This is a genomic window from Thermotoga sp. RQ2 (assembly GCF_000019625.1).
GTDB lineage: Bacteria > Thermotogota > Thermotogae > Thermotogales > Thermotogaceae > Thermotoga > Thermotoga maritima.
The window spans coordinates 1-15,982 of record NC_010483.1; the positions used below are offsets into that span (position 1 = coordinate 1).

Genomic DNA, 15,982 nt, shown 5'->3' on the forward strand with positions numbered 1-15,982 from the left:
TTTTTTAAGTGTATCTGTTGGATAATTAATCCAGTCACTCCTCGTTTGGGGGTCCTCCATTATGAAAGAGAGAATACTCCAGGAGATAAAGACCAGAGTAAATAGAAAAAGCTGGGAGCTCTGGTTCAGTTCTTTTGATGTGAAGTCGATAGAGGGTAACAAAGTCGTCTTCTCGGTCGGTAATCTTTTCATAAAAGAATGGCTGGAGAAGAAGTATTATTCTGTACTATCAAAAGCTGTGAAGGTTGTGCTCGGGAACGATGCCACTTTTGAAATCACCTACGAAGCCTTCGAACCTCACTCCTCCTACAGTGAACCGCTCGTGAAGAAAAGAGCGGTGCTTCTCACACCGCTGAATCCCGATTACACTTTCGAAAACTTCGTCGTTGGTCCGGGAAATTCGTTCGCTTATCATGCCGCTCTCGAGGTGGCAAAACACCCGGGCAGGTACAATCCGCTCTTCATATACGGCGGTGTGGGACTTGGAAAGACGCATCTTCTTCAATCGATAGGAAACTACGTCGTTCAGAACGAACCGGACCTGAGGGTGATGTACATCACCAGCGAGAAATTCCTGAACGATCTTGTTGACAGCATGAAAGAAGGAAAATTGAACGAGTTCAGGGAGAAATACAGAAAAAAGGTTGATATTCTTCTCATAGACGATGTTCAGTTTCTCATAGGAAAGACAGGTGTTCAGACGGAACTGTTTCACACATTCAACGAACTGCATGACTCTGGAAAACAGATCGTTATCTGTTCGGACAGAGAACCGCAAAAATTGAGTGAATTCCAGGATAGGCTGGTTTCCAGATTTCAAATGGGACTCGTGGCAAAGTTAGAACCCCCCGATGAAGAAACGAGGAAAAGCATAGCAAGAAAGATGCTTGAAATTGAACACGGTGAACTTCCTGAGGAAGTTCTGAATTTTGTCGCAGAGAATGTGGACGACAACCTGCGAAGACTCAGAGGAGCCATCATAAAGCTTCTGGTTTACAAGGAGACAACGGGAAAAGAGGTCGATCTGAAGGAAGCCATCCTGCTTCTGAAGGATTTCATAAAGTCAAACAGGGTAAAAGCCATGGATCCAATAGATGAACTCATAGAGATCGTCGCGAAAGTAACTGGTGCTTCACGTGAAGAGATCCTTTCCAACAGTAGAAACGTTAAAGCCCTCACTGCCAGACGAATCGGCATGTACGTGGCCAAGAACTATCTGAAGAGTTCTCTGAGAACGATAGCGGAGAAATTCAACAGGTCGCACCCCGTCGTTGTGGACAGTGTCAAAAAAGTCAAAGATTCCCTCCTCAAAGGGAACAAACAACTGAAGGCCTTGATCGATGAAGTGATAGGAGAAATCTCAAGGAGAGCCCTGAGCGGTTAACTCCTCGGGAATTCTCCTGAGGGACCATTTCAGAGCGGGTGTTCTGTAGGGATCAGAACCCTCGTCCAGCTTCAAAACCCACTTGCCGTCTCTTCCGGAAAGGTTGAGATAGTATACTTGCTGGAAACCGCCTTCGTCCGTGGAGATCACCTTCAGAAGATAATCACCATCCCTGTACACCTTCTTCACGACGAAAATCTTGTTTTTATCTTTGAACACCTTTCCTTCCAGCTCTTTAAGTTTTTCCCAGGTGACATTGCCTTCGAACACACTGTGAGCCATGGTGTTTTCACCCTCCATCAATCTTTTTACAGTTCCATTTTTTACTTTTCTTGCAACGATCAAAAAGGTCTTTTTTCCTTGAGATTTCCACTTTCTTTCGTAGCGAGTTTCTACATCTCTTTTGAAGTTCTCTTCGAACACATCTACGACAAAATACTCTGAGCTTTCGAAAGTATCCAAAACTTCCCGTGCGTACCACTCTTCATCGGTTGCAAACTCCACCGTGCCATCCATTTCCAGGACGGCAGAGAGCGTTTGCAGAAAATCATAACTTGTGATTCTTCGGTCTTCGTGCCTCTTTTTCGGCCATGGACATGGAAAGTTGATGTAAACCTTCTCCACGCTGTTGTCGGGAAACAACTCCTTCAGACCGAATCTGGCATCTACCTTCACGAGTCGAACATTTTTCAAGTTGTACCTTTTGAACTTTTTCTGTGCTTTCACGAAGGACGTGATGGACACCTCAAAACCAACGAAGTCTTTCTCCGGATGTCTTCTTGCAAGTTCTGCCAGAAATTCCCCGTTTCCAAAACCAATCTCAACCACTATCTTTGCCTTTCTGCCGAATATCTCAGACCAGTCGAGAGGAAATCTGGGAAAGTTTTGAGGCTTCAGTTCGTATTCTGTTACAACCACCTCAGCCACCTCTCCACTTCTATGAGATTCAGTTTTTTCTTCTTCGCGTATTCCACAACTTTTAGATATTCGTCTCTGGTGACAAACCTATCGAGTCCATATTCTTTCGCTCTGTACGCTGGGTAGAACTGCGCCATGATGTTCACAAGTGGTTTCGGCTCCAGCGTTGAAAGCAGATCGATCACACCGAAACTGTCTTCAAGGAAACCGGGAAGAACGAGGTGTCTCACAAGAACTCCTTTTTTCATAACACCATTTCTTATCACCGGTTCTCCCATCTGATCGATCATAACCTTCAGAGCTTCCAGGGCGAATCTTGGATAATCTTTCACACCAGAGAGCTTTTCTCCAAGTTCGGGATCGCTGTACTTGAAGTCTGGCATATAGATATCGACAAACCCTTCAAGAGAAATTATGGTATCGACAGATTCGTATCCTCCACAGTTGTAAACAACAGGAATTTCTTTCTCCATTCTCTCGAAGGCATCGACAATGAAAGGTATCTGGTGAGTGGGAGTCACCAGGTTGAGATTTTCCACACCCATGTCCTGAAGTTCCGTGAATATCCTCAGAAGATCTTCAACAGTGATTTCTTTTCCTATACCAAGCTGACTGATTTCATAGTTCTGACAGTAGACACATTTGAGATTGCAATAGGTGAAAAAGACGGTTCCGCTTCCACCGCGGCCAACGAGTATTCTTTCCTCTCCAAAGTGAGGCCCCCAGGAAGAAACGACGGGAGAGTTTGCTACCCCGCAGGCCCCTTTCTCCCCTTTGAGTCTGTTCACTCCACAATTTCTGGGGCAGAGGTCACACCTTTCAAGCTTCTTGTAGAAAAGTTCACTCTTCACAGCCTCTTCAAAAAGTACTCGGCGTCGTCCGCGTACTCACTATCTGGGAAGAATTTTATGAACTCCTCGAAGAGCGAACGAGCAGTCGATGTATCGCCTTTGTAGTAGTAACACAAAGCCCTGTAATAGTAAACGTCATCTTTGAAATAGACGTTGTCTTCTCCAATTTCCTTTATGGCGATTTCAAACCTATTTATGGCTTCATCGTAGTCCCTTCTCAGGTAGAACATGTATCCCAGAAACCACAGACTCTTTGCCCTCTCTATTCGATCTTCCCGTTCGGGAACGTAAACAACGGACACTGAAGGTTCTTTGTTCGAAGTCTTTGCTATAGCGGATTCAATCTTGGAGAGTCTGGATTCCAGGTTCGTGAGAGCCTCTTTAAGAGATTCAATATTCTCAGAAATGGGACTCATATTCTCCTGCAAGTCAGTGAAATTCTTATCAAGGGAATCGTTTATCCTTCCCAGATTTTCCGTGATGGCAAAGATGTTCGACAAGACATCTTCGATACGCTGTTCGATGGGTTTAATATTTACCGTGCTTTCAGAAGATGGCACGTTTACCTCGATGCGGGAGGGAAGGGTGTAAAAAGCGAGTATTGTTGTGACAAGAAGTGCAACCAAAAGAGAAAGTGTGAACACTTCGAAAACACCTATCTTTCGAGAGGAAACTCTGGTTTCGATCAGAGCAGGGTGCGTTCTGTCAAGGCTTAAAAGAAGCTTTCGATACTTTTCAATCGCTCTCTTCTCGTTTCTCTGGAGGGCGAGTTTGTATCTCAGAGCTATTACTTCCACGAGTTCGGGGTAATCCTTGACGATCGATTCGAGTATGGAGGCAGCTCCCTGAAAATTCTTTCGTTCTATTTCTTTGAGGGCTTCTTCTGTTTCTTTCGAATAGTCTATATTCAGCTGGTTTGTCGCGTACTCGTAATATTCTCTGTATTTCTCCTTGAGTTCATCCGGCAAGTTTTCATAGAGCCTTTTCACAGCCTTCCAGTTCCTGGCAGCGTACTCCACTTCCAGTTCAAGATGAGGAAACTCTTCTGAAAAGAGAGAAAGCAGATTTCTCGCCTCGGTGATTCTTTTCTCACTGATGAGATCCCTCACGATTTTTTCCAGAATGTTCATTCTTTCAACCTCCTTATAGCCTCAGGTATGAGGCGCAGTAACTCGGAAGCGGTGAGCCCTCTTTCATCCTGTTCAAAAAGCTCCGCGGCAAAACCGTGTAGATACACAGAAACCGTGGAAGCTTCGAGAGGGGAAAGTCCCTGTGCCATAAAGCCGGCTATCATTCCTGTCAGAACATCTCCGCTTCCTCCCTTTGAAAGTCCTGTGTTTCCCGTTATATTGAACAGAGTTCTCCCACCATCTGTTACGATGGTGGTGGCAGATTTCAAAACCAGCACGCAGTCGTTTTCTTTTGCAAACTCCTCTGCCAGTTCGTAATTGTACTTGACGTCCCCAACAGTTTTTTTCACGAGTCTTGCCATCTCCCCAGGATGTGGGGTTAGTACCGCAGGGGATTTTCTCTCCTTCAGAACAGAGATATCCAGAACGTTGATGGCATCGGCATCGATGACAGCCGGTTTTTCGAGTGTTTTCAAAAACTCGTTGACAAACTCCCTCACGTGTTCATTGTTTCCAAGACCCGGCCCGATGGCTACCACATCCACGTCTTTTGATAGCTCCAGACATTCCTGAAGATTCTGCAGGCTGAAGAAGCCTTTTTCTGTATCTATGGGAACGGAAATGAGTTCTGGAAATCTCGAAGTAGCGATCAAATTCTGTGGAAAAGGAACTGCGAGCTTCACAAGACCCGTTCCCACTTTCAAGGATCCCATTCCAGAGAGAACGGGAGCTCCAGAGTACAGTCTGGACCCTGCTATTATCAGCACTTTTCCGTAGGTTCCCTTGTGGGAATCTCTGGGTCTTTCCGGCAGAAGGGAACGAACCATTTCCCGTGTTATCACGTATCGATTGATCGAATCGATCAGATGAACAGGATGACCTATGTTGGCGACTTTGAGCTTTCCTGTGAGATCTCTTCCTGGAAAGAGGATGTGACCTATCTTGGGAACTCCAAAGGTAACCGTGAGATCCGCTTTCACCGCTGTTCCAAGAACCTTCCCCGTGTTCGAATCTATTCCCGATGGAACGTCAACGGAAACAACTATTTTTCCCGATTTATTCACGAGATTTATTATCTCAGCGTACTCTCCCGTGATTTCTCCTCTCAGGCCCGTTCCAAAAATGGCGTCAACCACCACATCGAATTCGTTCAGAATAGAGGGTTTGAATTGTTCCACCCCTTTTCCTCCAAACTTTTTGTAAAGACCGTAGTTGTACTCACAATCGGGAGTTTTTTTCTTTCCAAGAAAGACAACCAAGACATCTTTTGCCACACCGAGGAGGTTTCTGGCCACGACAAAGCCGTCTCCTCCGTTGTTTCCTCCCCCGCAGAGAACCAGGAATCTGTAATCAGAAAGATTTCCAAGTTCCTCCTCCATTGCGAGAACAACGGAAATCCCTGCCCGTTCCATGAGGATTCTCGAGTCCACACCGTATTCTTTTATCGTCAATTCATCGATCTCTTTCATCTCCTGGGCGGTTGCTACTCTCACCCTCATCACCTCTCACTGTAGAGGAAACGGTATATGAGATAGGTCCTCTTCACTTTTTTCAAGTATCTTTTCGCACTGTCCAGATTTCTTCCTTCGTTCAAAGCAGCCGGTCCTACGTTGTAAGCCATGATGGCTTTGTCGAGATCACCGTACAGATCTTTCAAAAATTTCAGATAAACGATTCCATAGATTATGTTTCCCTCTGGACTTTTGAAATCCTCTTCCAGAGAAAACTTCTTTTTCAACCAGACAGCCGTTGAAGGCATGATCTGCATGAGACCAAGGGCTCCCAGCGAAGAAACCGCGTTTCTGTCAAAACTGCTCTCCACCCATATGATACTTTGAATGAGAAGAGGATCGAGATCATCGGAATTTTTGGATATGAAATCGTAATAATCATCTGGGAACAATCTGTAGAGATTCGCTATAAACACAAGAACAAGCAGAAAGCACAGGAAAAAACTCCTCACACCCCGAGTGCCTCCCTGTATATGTCTCTGATCTTCTCGGGAGTGAAGGTACCCGGCGTGTTGGTCAAATGTTTCGCCCTGGAACCCTTTTCGACCCACTTCTCCAGTTCTTCAGAGGAGACTTCCACTTTTTCGTAAAGTCCGAATTCTTTCAGAAATTTCAAAAGACTGCCGCCGAATATGTGGTTCACTGTATTCACCTTTTCTGGAATTTCTTCTTTCATTACCTCCATTACGAATGGTAGTACCATACCTGTCGCTTTCCCGTGTTTTATTCCCTTCTCCGTTGTTAAAGGATAACCCAGAGCGTGCGCCAGTGTAGTTCCGGTCTGTGCAATCACCATTCCAGCAAGGCAGGAGGCCACGAACATCTTTTTTCTGGCTTCTCTGTTTCCTTCAATGGCCTTCGGTAAATTCCTGTGAATTATCTTCATGGCTTCGATCGCGAGGGCATCAGAAGGCGGCGTACTCTTTCTGGAAAGGTATCCTTCGACCGCATGGGAAAGCGCATCGACTCCAGTCGATAAGGTCAGTTCATCTGATATGGAGTAGGTGTATCTGGGGTCGAGAAACGCGTACACCGGGAACATGAGTGTACAACCTCTTTTGTTTCCCTCTGGATCGGTGAGTATGGAATACGGAGTGACCTCACTACCCGTCCCAGCGGTGGTTGGTATCTCCACGACTGGAAGCCAGTGCCTCACTTTTTCTCTATCGTACAGATCTTCGATGGAAAGATCTTTCTCTTTCAAAAGTACGGCCACTGCCTTGGCGAAATCCATGGGGCTTCCTCCACCGAGTCCCACGACAAAATCGAAAGAATCGTTTCTGTATCTCTCAACAGCCTTCATAACGTTGTCAAAGGACGGATTCTCCTCGACTTCATCGAAGATCTCGTAGGATATTCCTGTTTCGTCGAGGAGCTTTTTCAGATCATCGAGAGATCCGTTCTTTTTCGAAGAAGATTTGCCGGTTACTACCAAAGTTCTTTTCCCAAGAAGATCTACTATTCCTCCCCTTTTCTCGAGAATTCTTTCCCCAAAAAAGACATCCGTGGGCATATAGAATTCCCACACGAATTCCACCTCAATTCTCGTAAACAATCTCGTAAGTCACCTTCGAAGAACACTTCAAAATGGCAGAAACACTGCAATATTTTTCCTGAGAAAGCTGAACGGCTTTCTCAACTTTGTCCTTCGGTGGCTCTCCATCGAACCTGAAAATGTACTTCAGATGAACTTTGGTAAATATGCGGGGATGTTCTTCCGCGCGTTCGTATTCGATCTCTATCCTGAAGTCTTTCATCTGATCAATCACTTTCATTTTTCTCAAAATTGAGACCACATCCATTCCAGTACATCCCATGAGCCCAGTGAGGACGAGCTCAAGAGGTCGGGGGGCAGCGTCTTTTCCCCCAACCTCTTCTTTTGCATCCATGAGAACGTCATGATTAGAGTCCGTTTTTACATGAAACATCATGTTCCCTATCCAGCGCGCCTGCATTTTCTCACCTCACACTTTGAACTTCTGAACGAGTGCTGAGAGCTGTTCAGAAAGCTCAGACAGTCTTTCAGCGGCCTGAGAGACCTTGGCAGCAGATTCGGTCTGATCTTCTATGAGAGACTCCATTCTGTTTAGACTTTCCACAACTCCTTCGACTATCTTTGTGACGTTGTCCATAGCGCTTGCCATTTCTTCTGCAGCCGCTCCCTGCTCCTGCGCAGTGGCAGCTGTGTTCTCTATCATGCTGTTGATCTCTTCTATCCTTCCAAGGATCTCCCTGAACCTCTTTGTGACTTCTTCTCCCATCACCGCTATCTCGTCCACTCCTTCGAACATCTCTTTCGAACCGTTCTCCACGTGTTCTATCGTTGCCCTCAAACTGCTCAACATCTTCGCTATGTCTTCTGTCGCCCTCTGGCTCTCTTCTGCAAGTTTCCTTATCTCGTCTGCCACAACCGCAAAGCCCCTTCCCGCTTCCCCAGCTCGAGCTGCTTCTATCGCTGCGTTCAAGGCAAGTAGGTTCGTCTGCTCTGCTATCGAGCTGATCGTGTCCACTATCTCCCCTATCGTCTTGGCTGAGTCAACGAGTTCTCTCAGGTAGTCCCTCTGTCTTTCTGCTGACCCTTTGAGTTTGTTTATGACTCCTCCCACCGCTTCTACTCTCTCTGTTCCTTCTCTTGCCGCTTTCGTCACCGCTTCTGACCTTTCTGTCAGATCCTGGGTGATCTTTGAAATGTTCTGCGCACTCGCTGCCACTTCTTCTACGCCACTCGTCACTTCTGTCAGCGCACTGCTCATGTTGTTCGCCTCGTCCAGTATCTTCTTGGCTTCTTCGTGCAGGTTCTCTGACATCTTGTGGCTCTCTTCTGAGAGAACTTTTATCTCTTCTGATGCTCCGCTAAGCTCTTTCGAAGCTTCTATGATGCTCACTATCATCTCTTTGAGTGATAGTACCGCTTCTTTCAGGCTCTCTTCTATCTGGGTCAGTTCATCTTTCCCTTTCGCTTCGAACTCTACTGTCAGGTCCCCTTCTCCGAATCTCTTCACTTTCTCTACCTGCTGCCTCATTCTCTTCACTATCGGCATCATCGAAACAAACAACACCGCAAAGATCACGCCGCCAAACACTACATACGTCACTATCGTCCCAAAGGTCGCTTTCCTTCCTTCTGCAAGAAGTTCATCCAGGTCCCCCGTCGAGAAGATGTAGAAGTCGTATCCGGGCACTTTTTCCCACACGGTGTATTTCTTCTCTCCGTTGTATTCGTACTCTACGTATTTCTCTCCACCTTTCTTTGCTTCCTCGAATGCTTTCTCAAAGCCGCCCAGCTCCTTCACGTCTTTCATGAAGTTTCCCATGTCTTTGTGAATCAGTACCTTTCCGTCGCTTGTGACAAGAAGCCCGTAGCCGCTCTCTCCCAGTTTTCCTCCTTCTGCCACCGTGCGCCAGAAATTCTTGTTTTGAGAAAGATCTATCACATAGCCCACCGCACCGAGCGTACCCGCACCGAACGCACCTAGCGGAGCTAAAACAACGAGGGCGGGTTTACCTTCAAAGACATCCGAGGTAACTAAATATGGATTTTGCGAATTCTTAACAAGATCCATATATTTTTGATAGATGGTCGAAGAAGAATCAATCTGCTCCAATCCATCAGCTTTAGCAATGTAGCCAGAACCCGTCATCTCCTCGAGTGTAACCCCAGCAACGAGTGTATCGGAAGCTTCTTTCACCAGTTTGACCATATTGGAAGCCATGGAATAGGTATCGAGGAGCTGTGCTTCCATGGACTGGGTCAGAGCAACTGCCCTTTCTACGTACTTGTTCAATTTTTCGGCAAAATAATTCGAAAGAACCTGAATCTGAACTGTCGCATTCTTTTTGACAGTTTCAACAACCGCACTGGAAACGCTCTGATAAATGAGATAAAAACTAACAAGGAGTCCTGCCAGAACAACCAGTATAACAAGGAAAACCTTCGCACGAAGTGTCATGGCTTCACCCTCCCGGTTTCGATGTTATCAACTTTTATTTTATCAGAGATGTCAACAAAAAAGAAAGGGTACCGGAAACTGCGGGGGTTAAAAACCACCCACTCAAAATCCTTATTAAAACTTTCTTATTTCCCAGATTCATACCCTTTGAATAACCAGCTCCCAGAACGGCTCCCACAATGGCCTGAGATGAAGAAACTGGGATTCCTATCAAGCTGAAAATCCACACAACCATTGCCTGTGATAAAACCGCTATAAGAGAAGTAAAGTGATCTAATTCTATTAGATTTTTCCCCACCGTCAGCATCACGTTTTTACTGTAGGTGAGAATTCCGATGGCTATACTGATTCCTCCCAGAAAGGCTGCTTGCTCGATCGTCAGGATCTTTCCGGCGAACACTCCTGTTACGTTTGCGACGTTGTTCGCTCCCAAGGAAAACGCACCGTAAGCACCTATGATCCACGCGGAAATTTTTATTACTCTGTCTTGAATTTGAATGCTGGGAATTCTCCTGAAGAGAAACGAAAGAGCTGGATAGAAGATGAGGCTCAAGAAAAACGCTCCAACTGGTGTTAAAAACCACACAGTAAGTATTTTCGTGAGTGCAGAAAAATCAATTCCACCAATGCCCATTACCGTGACATTGGCTCCTATTATACCTCCGACCACAGCTTGAGATGTGGAAACGGGTATCCCAAGCTTTGTCATGATCGTGACTGTAATTGCACCCGAAAGAACAGCGATACTGGAGAGAAGTAAATCGGAAGTGCTCAGAGAACTGATATTCTGAAGCCCCCTCGCTCCTCCAAGAACAGAACCCAAAATCACGAAAATGCTCGCCACTATGGTGGCTTTTCTGTAAGAAATGAGACCAGATCCCACAAAGGGACCGAAAACGTTCGCCGCATCGTTGGCACCCAGCGACCATCCCAGAAAGAGAGAAGGTAAAAGGAGTATGAACAATACGACCCCTCCTGTGGTGTGTTTTCTATTGTATCACTTTGAACTCTTTTCATGATACCTCCGTCTCAGATAACGAAGGGCAAGAAAACCCAACAGAACTTCACATAATTTTAAAAATAAGGTACCCGTTTAGGAAAGAAATTAGAATCTTCTCTTAACCTGTTACATTTAAAATGTACCATGGAGAACGAAAGTTGACCCCCCTATCCCCCTTGAGATACACCCCCCACGGCCTTGGCGGGCTCGAAAGAGCCCGCATTTTTTTGTATAAAAACCCCGCCAAATGTGGCCCGATGTGATAGAATTTACACAGCAAGTGTCACATTAAGGAGGGATACTCATGGTAGATATTGGTACCTTGATCTTTCAAATTTTTTGGATGATCTTCATTTTTTCACTCATTACGCCTTTTCTCAAGAATTCTGCCCTCAAATCAGCCAGAGAAGCCTTGATAAGAGAAATTGAAAAAAAGAGAAACAGCCGTGTGATCACACTGATTCACAGAACGGAATCCATCAGTTTCCTTGGTTTTCCAGTGCGCAGATACATAGACATCGAAGATTCCGAGGAAATTCTGAGAGCGATTAAGCTAACCCCTTCCGATATGCCCATAGATCTCATACTACACACACCAGGCGGACTCGTTTTAGCGGCGGAACAGATTGCCAGAGCTTTGAAAATGCACAAAGGAAAAGTAACGGTTTTTGTTCCACACTATGCCATGTCCGGCGGAACATTGATAGCTCTCGCTGCCGACGAGATCATCATGGATGAGAACGCTGTTCTGGGGCCTCTCGATCCCCAGATAGGAAACATGCCCGCTCCCTCCATTCTCGCCGCCGTGAAAAAGAAAGATGTGAACGAAGTGGACGACCAAACGCTGATACTGGCAGACATAGCGGAAAAAGCGATCAGACAGGTGAAAGAGTTCGTGGTGGAAATTCTTTCAGACAAAGTGCCAAAGGAAAAAGCTGAAGAAATTGCCGATAAACTCTGCAGTGGATACTGGACACACGATTATCCGTTGAACTACGAAAAATTGATAGAGATGGGCATACAGGTGAAAACGGACATGCCTCAGGAAATATATGATCTCATGGATCTTTACAAACAGGCTGAACCTAAGAGGCCGTCGGTGAACTACATACCGGCTCCCTACTACAATAGAAAGGAGATGGGTAATGGGAATAGATGAGCTCTACAAAAAAGAGTTTGGAATCGTAGCAGGTGTGGATGAGGCGGGAAGAGGGTGCCTCGCAGGCCCTGTTGTGGCGGCCGCTGTCGTTCTGGAAAAAGAAATAGAAGGAATAAACGATTCAAAACAGCTTTCCCCTGCGAAGAGGGAAAGACTTTTCGATGAAATAATGGGGAAAGCAGCTGTTGGTATAGGAATTGCCTCTCCAGAGGAAATAGATCTTCACAACATATTCAACGCCACAAAACTCGCTATGAATCGAGCACTGGAGAATCTGTCCGTGGGACCATCATTTGTACTCGTTGACGGGAAAGGAATCGAGTTGAGAGTTCCCGGTACATGCTTAGTGAAGGGAGACCAGAAAAGCAAATTGATAGGAGCAGCTTCCATTGTTGCGAAGGTCTTCAGAGATAGATTGATGAGCGAGTTTCACAAGATGTATCCCCAGTTTTCCTTCCACAAACACAAAGGTTACGCAACAAAAGAACACCTGAACGAAATCAGAAAGAATGGAGTTTTGCCCATCCACCGGATGAGTTTTGAACCTGTTTTAGAACTTCTGACCGACGATTTGCTGAGGGAGTTCTTCGAAAAAGGCCTCATCTCCGAAAATCGATTCGAACATATAAAGAATCTTCTGGAGGCGAAAAAGAGTGTGGTTTTCCGGAAAGAAAGAACAGACCATAATCTCCCTCTTTTTTAAACACATCGACAAAGTCGAAGAAACTCTGGAATGCGTCTTCAAACTCTTAAAAAAGTATCTTGAAGATGCTGACGATATCGAGTCTCTTTATCTTCGGGCACAAAGGCTTGAAAGCGAAGCCGATCGATTACGCCGAAAAACAGAGATGGAAATGTACAGTGGAGCGTTCCTGCCGAATTTTAGAGGAGACCTTCTTGGTTTGATTGAATCCGTAGACAAGGTGGCGAACAAAGCCGAATACGTGGCGGATTTGATTGTTCTTCAAAAACCAGAAGTTCCCCACCAATTGAAGGATCTCATTCTGATGCAGATGGAATACTCTCTGAAGGCCTACGAATCCCTGAAAAGTGCTCTCAGATTTTTGTTCGAAGATCTCGAGAGAGTTGAAGAGTTCGTTCTTGCCGTGGAGAAATACGAACACGAAGAAGATAATGTGGAGCGAACAGCTCTCAGGAAGCTTTTCGAGATGGACATCGAAAGTTGTGTAAAACTCGAGTTGAAAGAGTTGATAAGGAGTATAGGGGACATAGCCGACAGAACGGAGGACGTATCTGATAGAGCAGAAATCATTCTTCTGAAAAGGAGGTTCTGAAGTGAAAGAAGCGGGGTTTCTCTTCGAAGAACTCGTTTCCATCATGGAAAAGCTCCGGTCTGCTGAAGGATGTGAATGGGACAGAAAGCAAACCCACGAGAGCTTGAAACCGTATCTCATCGAAGAATGCTACGAGTTGATCGAGGCGATAGACGAAAAAAACGACGATATGATGAAAGAAGAACTTGGTGATGTGTTGCTCCAGGTGGTGTTCCACGCACAGATAGCCCGAGAAAGAGGTGCTTTCACCATTGAGGATGTGATACGAACTCTCAACGAAAAATTGATCAGACGACACCCACACGTTTTCGGAGACAGTCCGGGGTACTCGTACAAACAATGGGAAGATATAAAAGCCCAGGAAAAAGGAAAAAAGAAATCCTCGAGGATTGGTGAAATAAACCCGCTCGTTCCCGCTCTCTCGATGGCAAGAAGAATTCAGGAGAACGCTTCACAAGTGGGGTTTGACTGGAAAGATCCGGAAGGAGTCTACGAGAAGATAGAGGAAGAGTTGAAAGAGCTGAAGGAGGCAAAAGATCCCGGAGAACTGGAAGAAGAATTCGGTGACCTGCTGTTTTCGATAGTCAATCTCTCGAGGTTTCTGAACGTTGACCCCGAATCGGCTCTGAGAAAGGCCACAAGAAAATTCGTCGAAAGATTCAAGAGGATGGAGGAATTAATAGAGAAGGACGGTCTGGTTCTTGAAGAGCTTCCTATTGAAAAGTTAGATGAATACTGGGAAAAGGCGAAGGGAGGAGATGAAGAATGAGAAAGTTGATCTTCGTGATTCTGGTAGTACTGGGAATCAGCCTCTTCGGTCAGGCGACAACCACATCCAGCACAGTCGTTGCTATTGTCAACGGGAACCCCATCACCTCTGATTTGCTCGAACTCGAAGCGGATATAGACGGAATCCTGAGAAGCATTGCACAGATCGATTTGAGATTTTTCAACGTTCTTACAGGCACCGAAGAAGGTCTGAAATTGCTGTTGAAATACAAGCAAGAAGTTCTCAACTCTTTAATAGACGATCTTCTTGTTCAGCAACTTGCGGAGAAAGAAGGGGTCGGAGTAAGCGACGAAGAGGTAAAGAAAGAAGTTGAGGCAAGGCTAAAAGAAACAGTTGAAACCATGGGAATAACTCTGGAAGACCTTGACAAGTTCCTTCAGAGAGCTGGATACGGTGATCTCGAATCTTTCAAAAAGAGATTGCACTGGCATATGAAAACACAGCTTTCACTCCAACGACTCCAGGAGAAAATCACTCAGAACGCAACCGTCACACTTGAAGAAGCGCAGAACTACTACAATCAAAACAAGGAAACCTACAGGATACCTGCCGCTGTTCACCTCTACAGAATTACCACTGAGGATAAGAGTAAAATGGATGAGGCACTCTCAAAGATCAGAAAAGGAGAAGACTTCCTTGAAGTTGCAACTCAGGTGGCAACTGGTGGGGATCTTGGCTGGATTGAAGAAGGAAAGTTGGAAAAAGACATCGAGAGCGTGATCTTTGACGCTCCGGAGGGAGCTATTCTTGGTCCTTTCGAGTCTGAAGGTAAATTCGTGCTCTACAAAGTCGTAGAGAAGAGATCTTCTTCCTACAAAAAGTTCGAAGAGGTTAAACAGGAGATCATGGATAAATTGCTCGCGGATAAGAAGAATCAGCTGTGGAACGACTGGTTCAATAAGGTGTTCGAGGAATTCAAGAAGAACAGCCAAATAGAGATAAAACTTGGAGGGAGTCAGGGATGAAACTCAAGACGAAAACGATGGAGTGGTCGGGAGATTCTCTAAAACTCCTCGATCAGAGAAAGCTTCCATTCATTGAAGAATACGTGGAGTGTAAAACACACGAGGAGGTTGCACACGCCATAAAGGAGATGATCGTCAGAGGAGCTCCTGCCATAGGAGTCACTGCAGCGTTCGGATACGTCCTGGGACTCAGAGATTACAAAACGGGAAGTTTGACGGACTGGATGAAACAGGTGAAAGAGACTTTGGCCAGAACAAGACCCACGGCTGTGAACCTGTTCTGGGCACTGAACAGGATGGAAAAGGTGTTTTTCGAGAACGTTGACAGAGAGAATCTCTTCGAAATCTTAGAAAACGAAGCGTTGAAGATGGCGTATGAAGATATAGAAGTCAACAAAGCGATCGGAAAGAACGGTGCTCAGCTCATAAAAGATGGATCGACCATCCTCACTCACTGCAACGCGGGGGCCCTTGCAACTGTAGACTACGGTACTGCCCTTGGAGTGATAAGAGCAGCAATGGAATCAGGAAAAAGAATCAGGGTGTTCGCAGATGAGACAAGACCGTACCTTCAGGGAGCGCGGCTCACCGCCTGGGAACTCATGAAAGACGGTATAGAAGTCTATGTCATCACCGACAACATGGCCGGATGGCTGATGAAGAAAGGGTTGATCGATGCCGTTGTGGTTGGAGCGGACAGAATCGCTCTGAACGGTGACACAGCGAACAAGATAGGAACTTATTCTCTGGCCGTTCTTGCTAAGAGAAACAACATACCGTTCTACGTTGCAGCTCCCGTCTCGACGATAGACCCAACTATAAAGAGCGGGGAAGAAATACCCATAGAGGAAAGAAGACCGGAGGAGGTAACTCACTGTGGTGGGAACAGAATAGCTCCGGAGGGAGTAAAAGTTCTGAACCCCGCTTTCGATGTCACAGAAAATACCCTCATAACGGCAATAATCACGGAAAAAGGTGTGATCAGACCTCCTTTCGAAGAGAACATAAAGAAGATACTCGGGGTGTGAT

The 15,982-nt window shown here is 45.7% G+C and carries 16 protein-coding genes; 7 read left to right on the forward strand and 9 right to left on the reverse strand.

Going from position 1 to position 15,982, the window contains the following annotated elements; genetic code table 11:
• The first annotated feature begins 61 nt into the window (after positions 1–61).
• Positions 62–1,384: a chromosomal replication initiator protein DnaA gene (gene dnaA / locus TRQ2_RS00005; RefSeq protein ID WP_012310261.1), complete on the forward strand. Its 1,323-nt coding sequence runs from the start codon at positions 62–64 to the stop codon at positions 1,382–1,384.
• Here dnaA and trmB read toward each other — a convergent pair.
• The 9 genes from trmB to TRQ2_RS00050 are packed head-to-tail and all read right to left on the reverse strand — an operon-like array spanning position 1,361 to position 10,708.
• The gene (gene trmB / locus TRQ2_RS00010; RefSeq protein ID WP_012310262.1) at positions 1,361–2,302 is read right to left on the reverse strand and encodes a tRNA (guanosine(46)-N7)-methyltransferase TrmB; all 942 of its coding nucleotides are present in this window, start codon (positions 2,300–2,302) and stop codon (positions 1,361–1,363) included. The genes dnaA and trmB overlap by 24 nt on opposite strands.
• The gene (locus tag TRQ2_RS00015) at positions 2,293–3,153 is read right to left on the reverse strand and encodes a radical SAM protein (protein ID WP_012310263.1); all 861 of its coding nucleotides are present in this window, start codon (positions 3,151–3,153) and stop codon (positions 2,293–2,295) included. Before TRQ2_RS00015 ends, trmB begins: the two co-directional genes overlap by 10 nt.
• Complete coding sequence (locus tag TRQ2_RS00020) at positions 3,150–4,283, reverse strand: tol-pal system YbgF family protein (protein WP_011942711.1); 1,134 nt, start codon at positions 4,281–4,283, stop codon at positions 3,150–3,152. The genes TRQ2_RS00015 and TRQ2_RS00020 overlap by 4 nt, the downstream gene beginning before the upstream one ends.
• Positions 4,280–5,782, reverse strand: a complete 1,503-nt coding sequence (locus TRQ2_RS00025) for a bifunctional ADP-dependent NAD(P)H-hydrate dehydratase/NAD(P)H-hydrate epimerase (RefSeq protein WP_012310264.1) — start codon at positions 5,780–5,782, stop codon at positions 4,280–4,282. The genes TRQ2_RS00020 and TRQ2_RS00025 overlap by 4 nt, the downstream gene beginning before the upstream one ends.
• Positions 5,782–6,246, reverse strand: coding sequence for a lytic transglycosylase domain-containing protein (locus tag TRQ2_RS00030; RefSeq protein WP_012310265.1), 465 nt, complete (start codon positions 6,244–6,246; stop codon positions 5,782–5,784). The genes TRQ2_RS00025 and TRQ2_RS00030 overlap by 1 nt, the downstream gene beginning before the upstream one ends.
• Positions 6,243–7,322, reverse strand: coding sequence for an iron-containing alcohol dehydrogenase family protein (locus TRQ2_RS00035; RefSeq protein WP_012310266.1), 1,080 nt, complete (start codon positions 7,320–7,322; stop codon positions 6,243–6,245). Before TRQ2_RS00035 ends, TRQ2_RS00030 begins: the two co-directional genes overlap by 4 nt.
• Before the next feature lie 10 nt (positions 7,323–7,332).
• Positions 7,333–7,749 (reverse strand): OsmC family protein, encoded by a 417-nt coding sequence (locus tag TRQ2_RS00040; RefSeq protein ID WP_012310267.1) that lies wholly within the window; start codon positions 7,747–7,749, stop codon positions 7,333–7,335.
• A gap of 9 nt (positions 7,750–7,758) precedes the next feature.
• Entirely contained in the window at positions 7,759–9,744 is a 1,986-nt protein-coding gene (locus TRQ2_RS00045; RefSeq protein ID WP_012310268.1) for a methyl-accepting chemotaxis protein, read from the reverse strand.
• A gap of 34 nt (positions 9,745–9,778) precedes the next feature.
• On the reverse strand, positions 9,779–10,708 hold the full coding sequence (locus TRQ2_RS00050) for an inorganic phosphate transporter (protein WP_012310269.1): 930 nt from the start codon (positions 10,706–10,708) through the stop codon (positions 9,779–9,781).
• Positions 10,709–11,048: 340 nt separating this feature from the next.
• Between TRQ2_RS00050 and TRQ2_RS00055 the strand changes: the two genes are divergently transcribed.
• Genes TRQ2_RS00055 through mtnA form a run of 6 tightly spaced genes read left to right on the forward strand, consistent with a single transcriptional unit; the run spans position 11,049 to position 15,981 of the window.
• Positions 11,049–11,903: an ATP-dependent Clp protease proteolytic subunit gene (locus TRQ2_RS00055; RefSeq protein WP_012310270.1), complete on the forward strand. Its 855-nt coding sequence runs from the start codon at positions 11,049–11,051 to the stop codon at positions 11,901–11,903.
• Positions 11,890–12,606 (forward strand): ribonuclease HII, encoded by a 717-nt coding sequence (locus TRQ2_RS00060; RefSeq protein ID WP_011942719.1) that lies wholly within the window; start codon positions 11,890–11,892, stop codon positions 12,604–12,606. Before TRQ2_RS00055 ends, TRQ2_RS00060 begins: the two co-directional genes overlap by 14 nt.
• Complete coding sequence (locus TRQ2_RS00065) at positions 12,557–13,198, forward strand: TIGR00153 family protein (protein ID WP_011942720.1); 642 nt, start codon at positions 12,557–12,559, stop codon at positions 13,196–13,198. The genes TRQ2_RS00060 and TRQ2_RS00065 overlap by 50 nt, the downstream gene beginning before the upstream one ends.
• A gap of 1 nt (position 13,199) precedes the next feature.
• Complete coding sequence (gene mazG / locus TRQ2_RS00070) at positions 13,200–13,967, forward strand: nucleoside triphosphate pyrophosphohydrolase (RefSeq protein WP_011942721.1); 768 nt, start codon at positions 13,200–13,202, stop codon at positions 13,965–13,967.
• A complete protein-coding gene (locus TRQ2_RS00075) occupies positions 13,964–14,953 on the forward strand; it encodes a peptidyl-prolyl cis-trans isomerase (protein WP_011942722.1) in 990 nt (329 codons plus the stop codon). The genes mazG and TRQ2_RS00075 overlap by 4 nt, the downstream gene beginning before the upstream one ends.
• On the forward strand, positions 14,950–15,981 hold the full coding sequence (gene mtnA / locus TRQ2_RS00080) for an S-methyl-5-thioribose-1-phosphate isomerase (protein ID WP_011942723.1): 1,032 nt from the start codon (positions 14,950–14,952) through the stop codon (positions 15,979–15,981). The genes TRQ2_RS00075 and mtnA overlap by 4 nt, the downstream gene beginning before the upstream one ends.
• The last annotated feature ends 1 nt before the right edge of the window (position 15,982 follow it).

Excerpts from the sequence above, each read along its gene's own strand:
- dnaA (WP_012310261.1), top strand. The coding sequence starts at position 62 with ATGAAAGAGAGAATACTCCAGGAGATAAAGACCAGAGTAAATAGAAAA.
- TRQ2_RS00020 (WP_011942711.1), bottom strand. The coding sequence starts at position 4,283 with ATGAACATTCTGGAAAAAATCGTGAGGGATCTCATCAGTGAGAAAAGA.
- TRQ2_RS00025 (WP_012310264.1), bottom strand. The coding sequence starts at position 5,782 with ATGAGGGTGAGAGTAGCAACCGCCCAGGAGATGAAAGAGATCGATGAA.
- TRQ2_RS00040 (WP_012310267.1), bottom strand. The coding sequence starts at position 7,749 with ATGCAGGCGCGCTGGATAGGGAACATGATGTTTCATGTAAAAACGGAC.
- TRQ2_RS00045 (WP_012310268.1), bottom strand. The coding sequence starts at position 9,744 with ATGACACTTCGTGCGAAGGTTTTCCTTGTTATACTGGTTGTTCTGGCA.
- TRQ2_RS00055 (WP_012310270.1), top strand. The coding sequence starts at position 11,049 with ATGGTAGATATTGGTACCTTGATCTTTCAAATTTTTTGGATGATCTTC.
- TRQ2_RS00060 (WP_011942719.1), top strand. The coding sequence starts at position 11,890 with ATGGGAATAGATGAGCTCTACAAAAAAGAGTTTGGAATCGTAGCAGGT.
- TRQ2_RS00075 (WP_011942722.1), top strand. The coding sequence starts at position 13,964 with ATGAGAAAGTTGATCTTCGTGATTCTGGTAGTACTGGGAATCAGCCTC.
- mtnA (WP_011942723.1), top strand. The coding sequence starts at position 14,950 with ATGAAACTCAAGACGAAAACGATGGAGTGGTCGGGAGATTCTCTAAAA.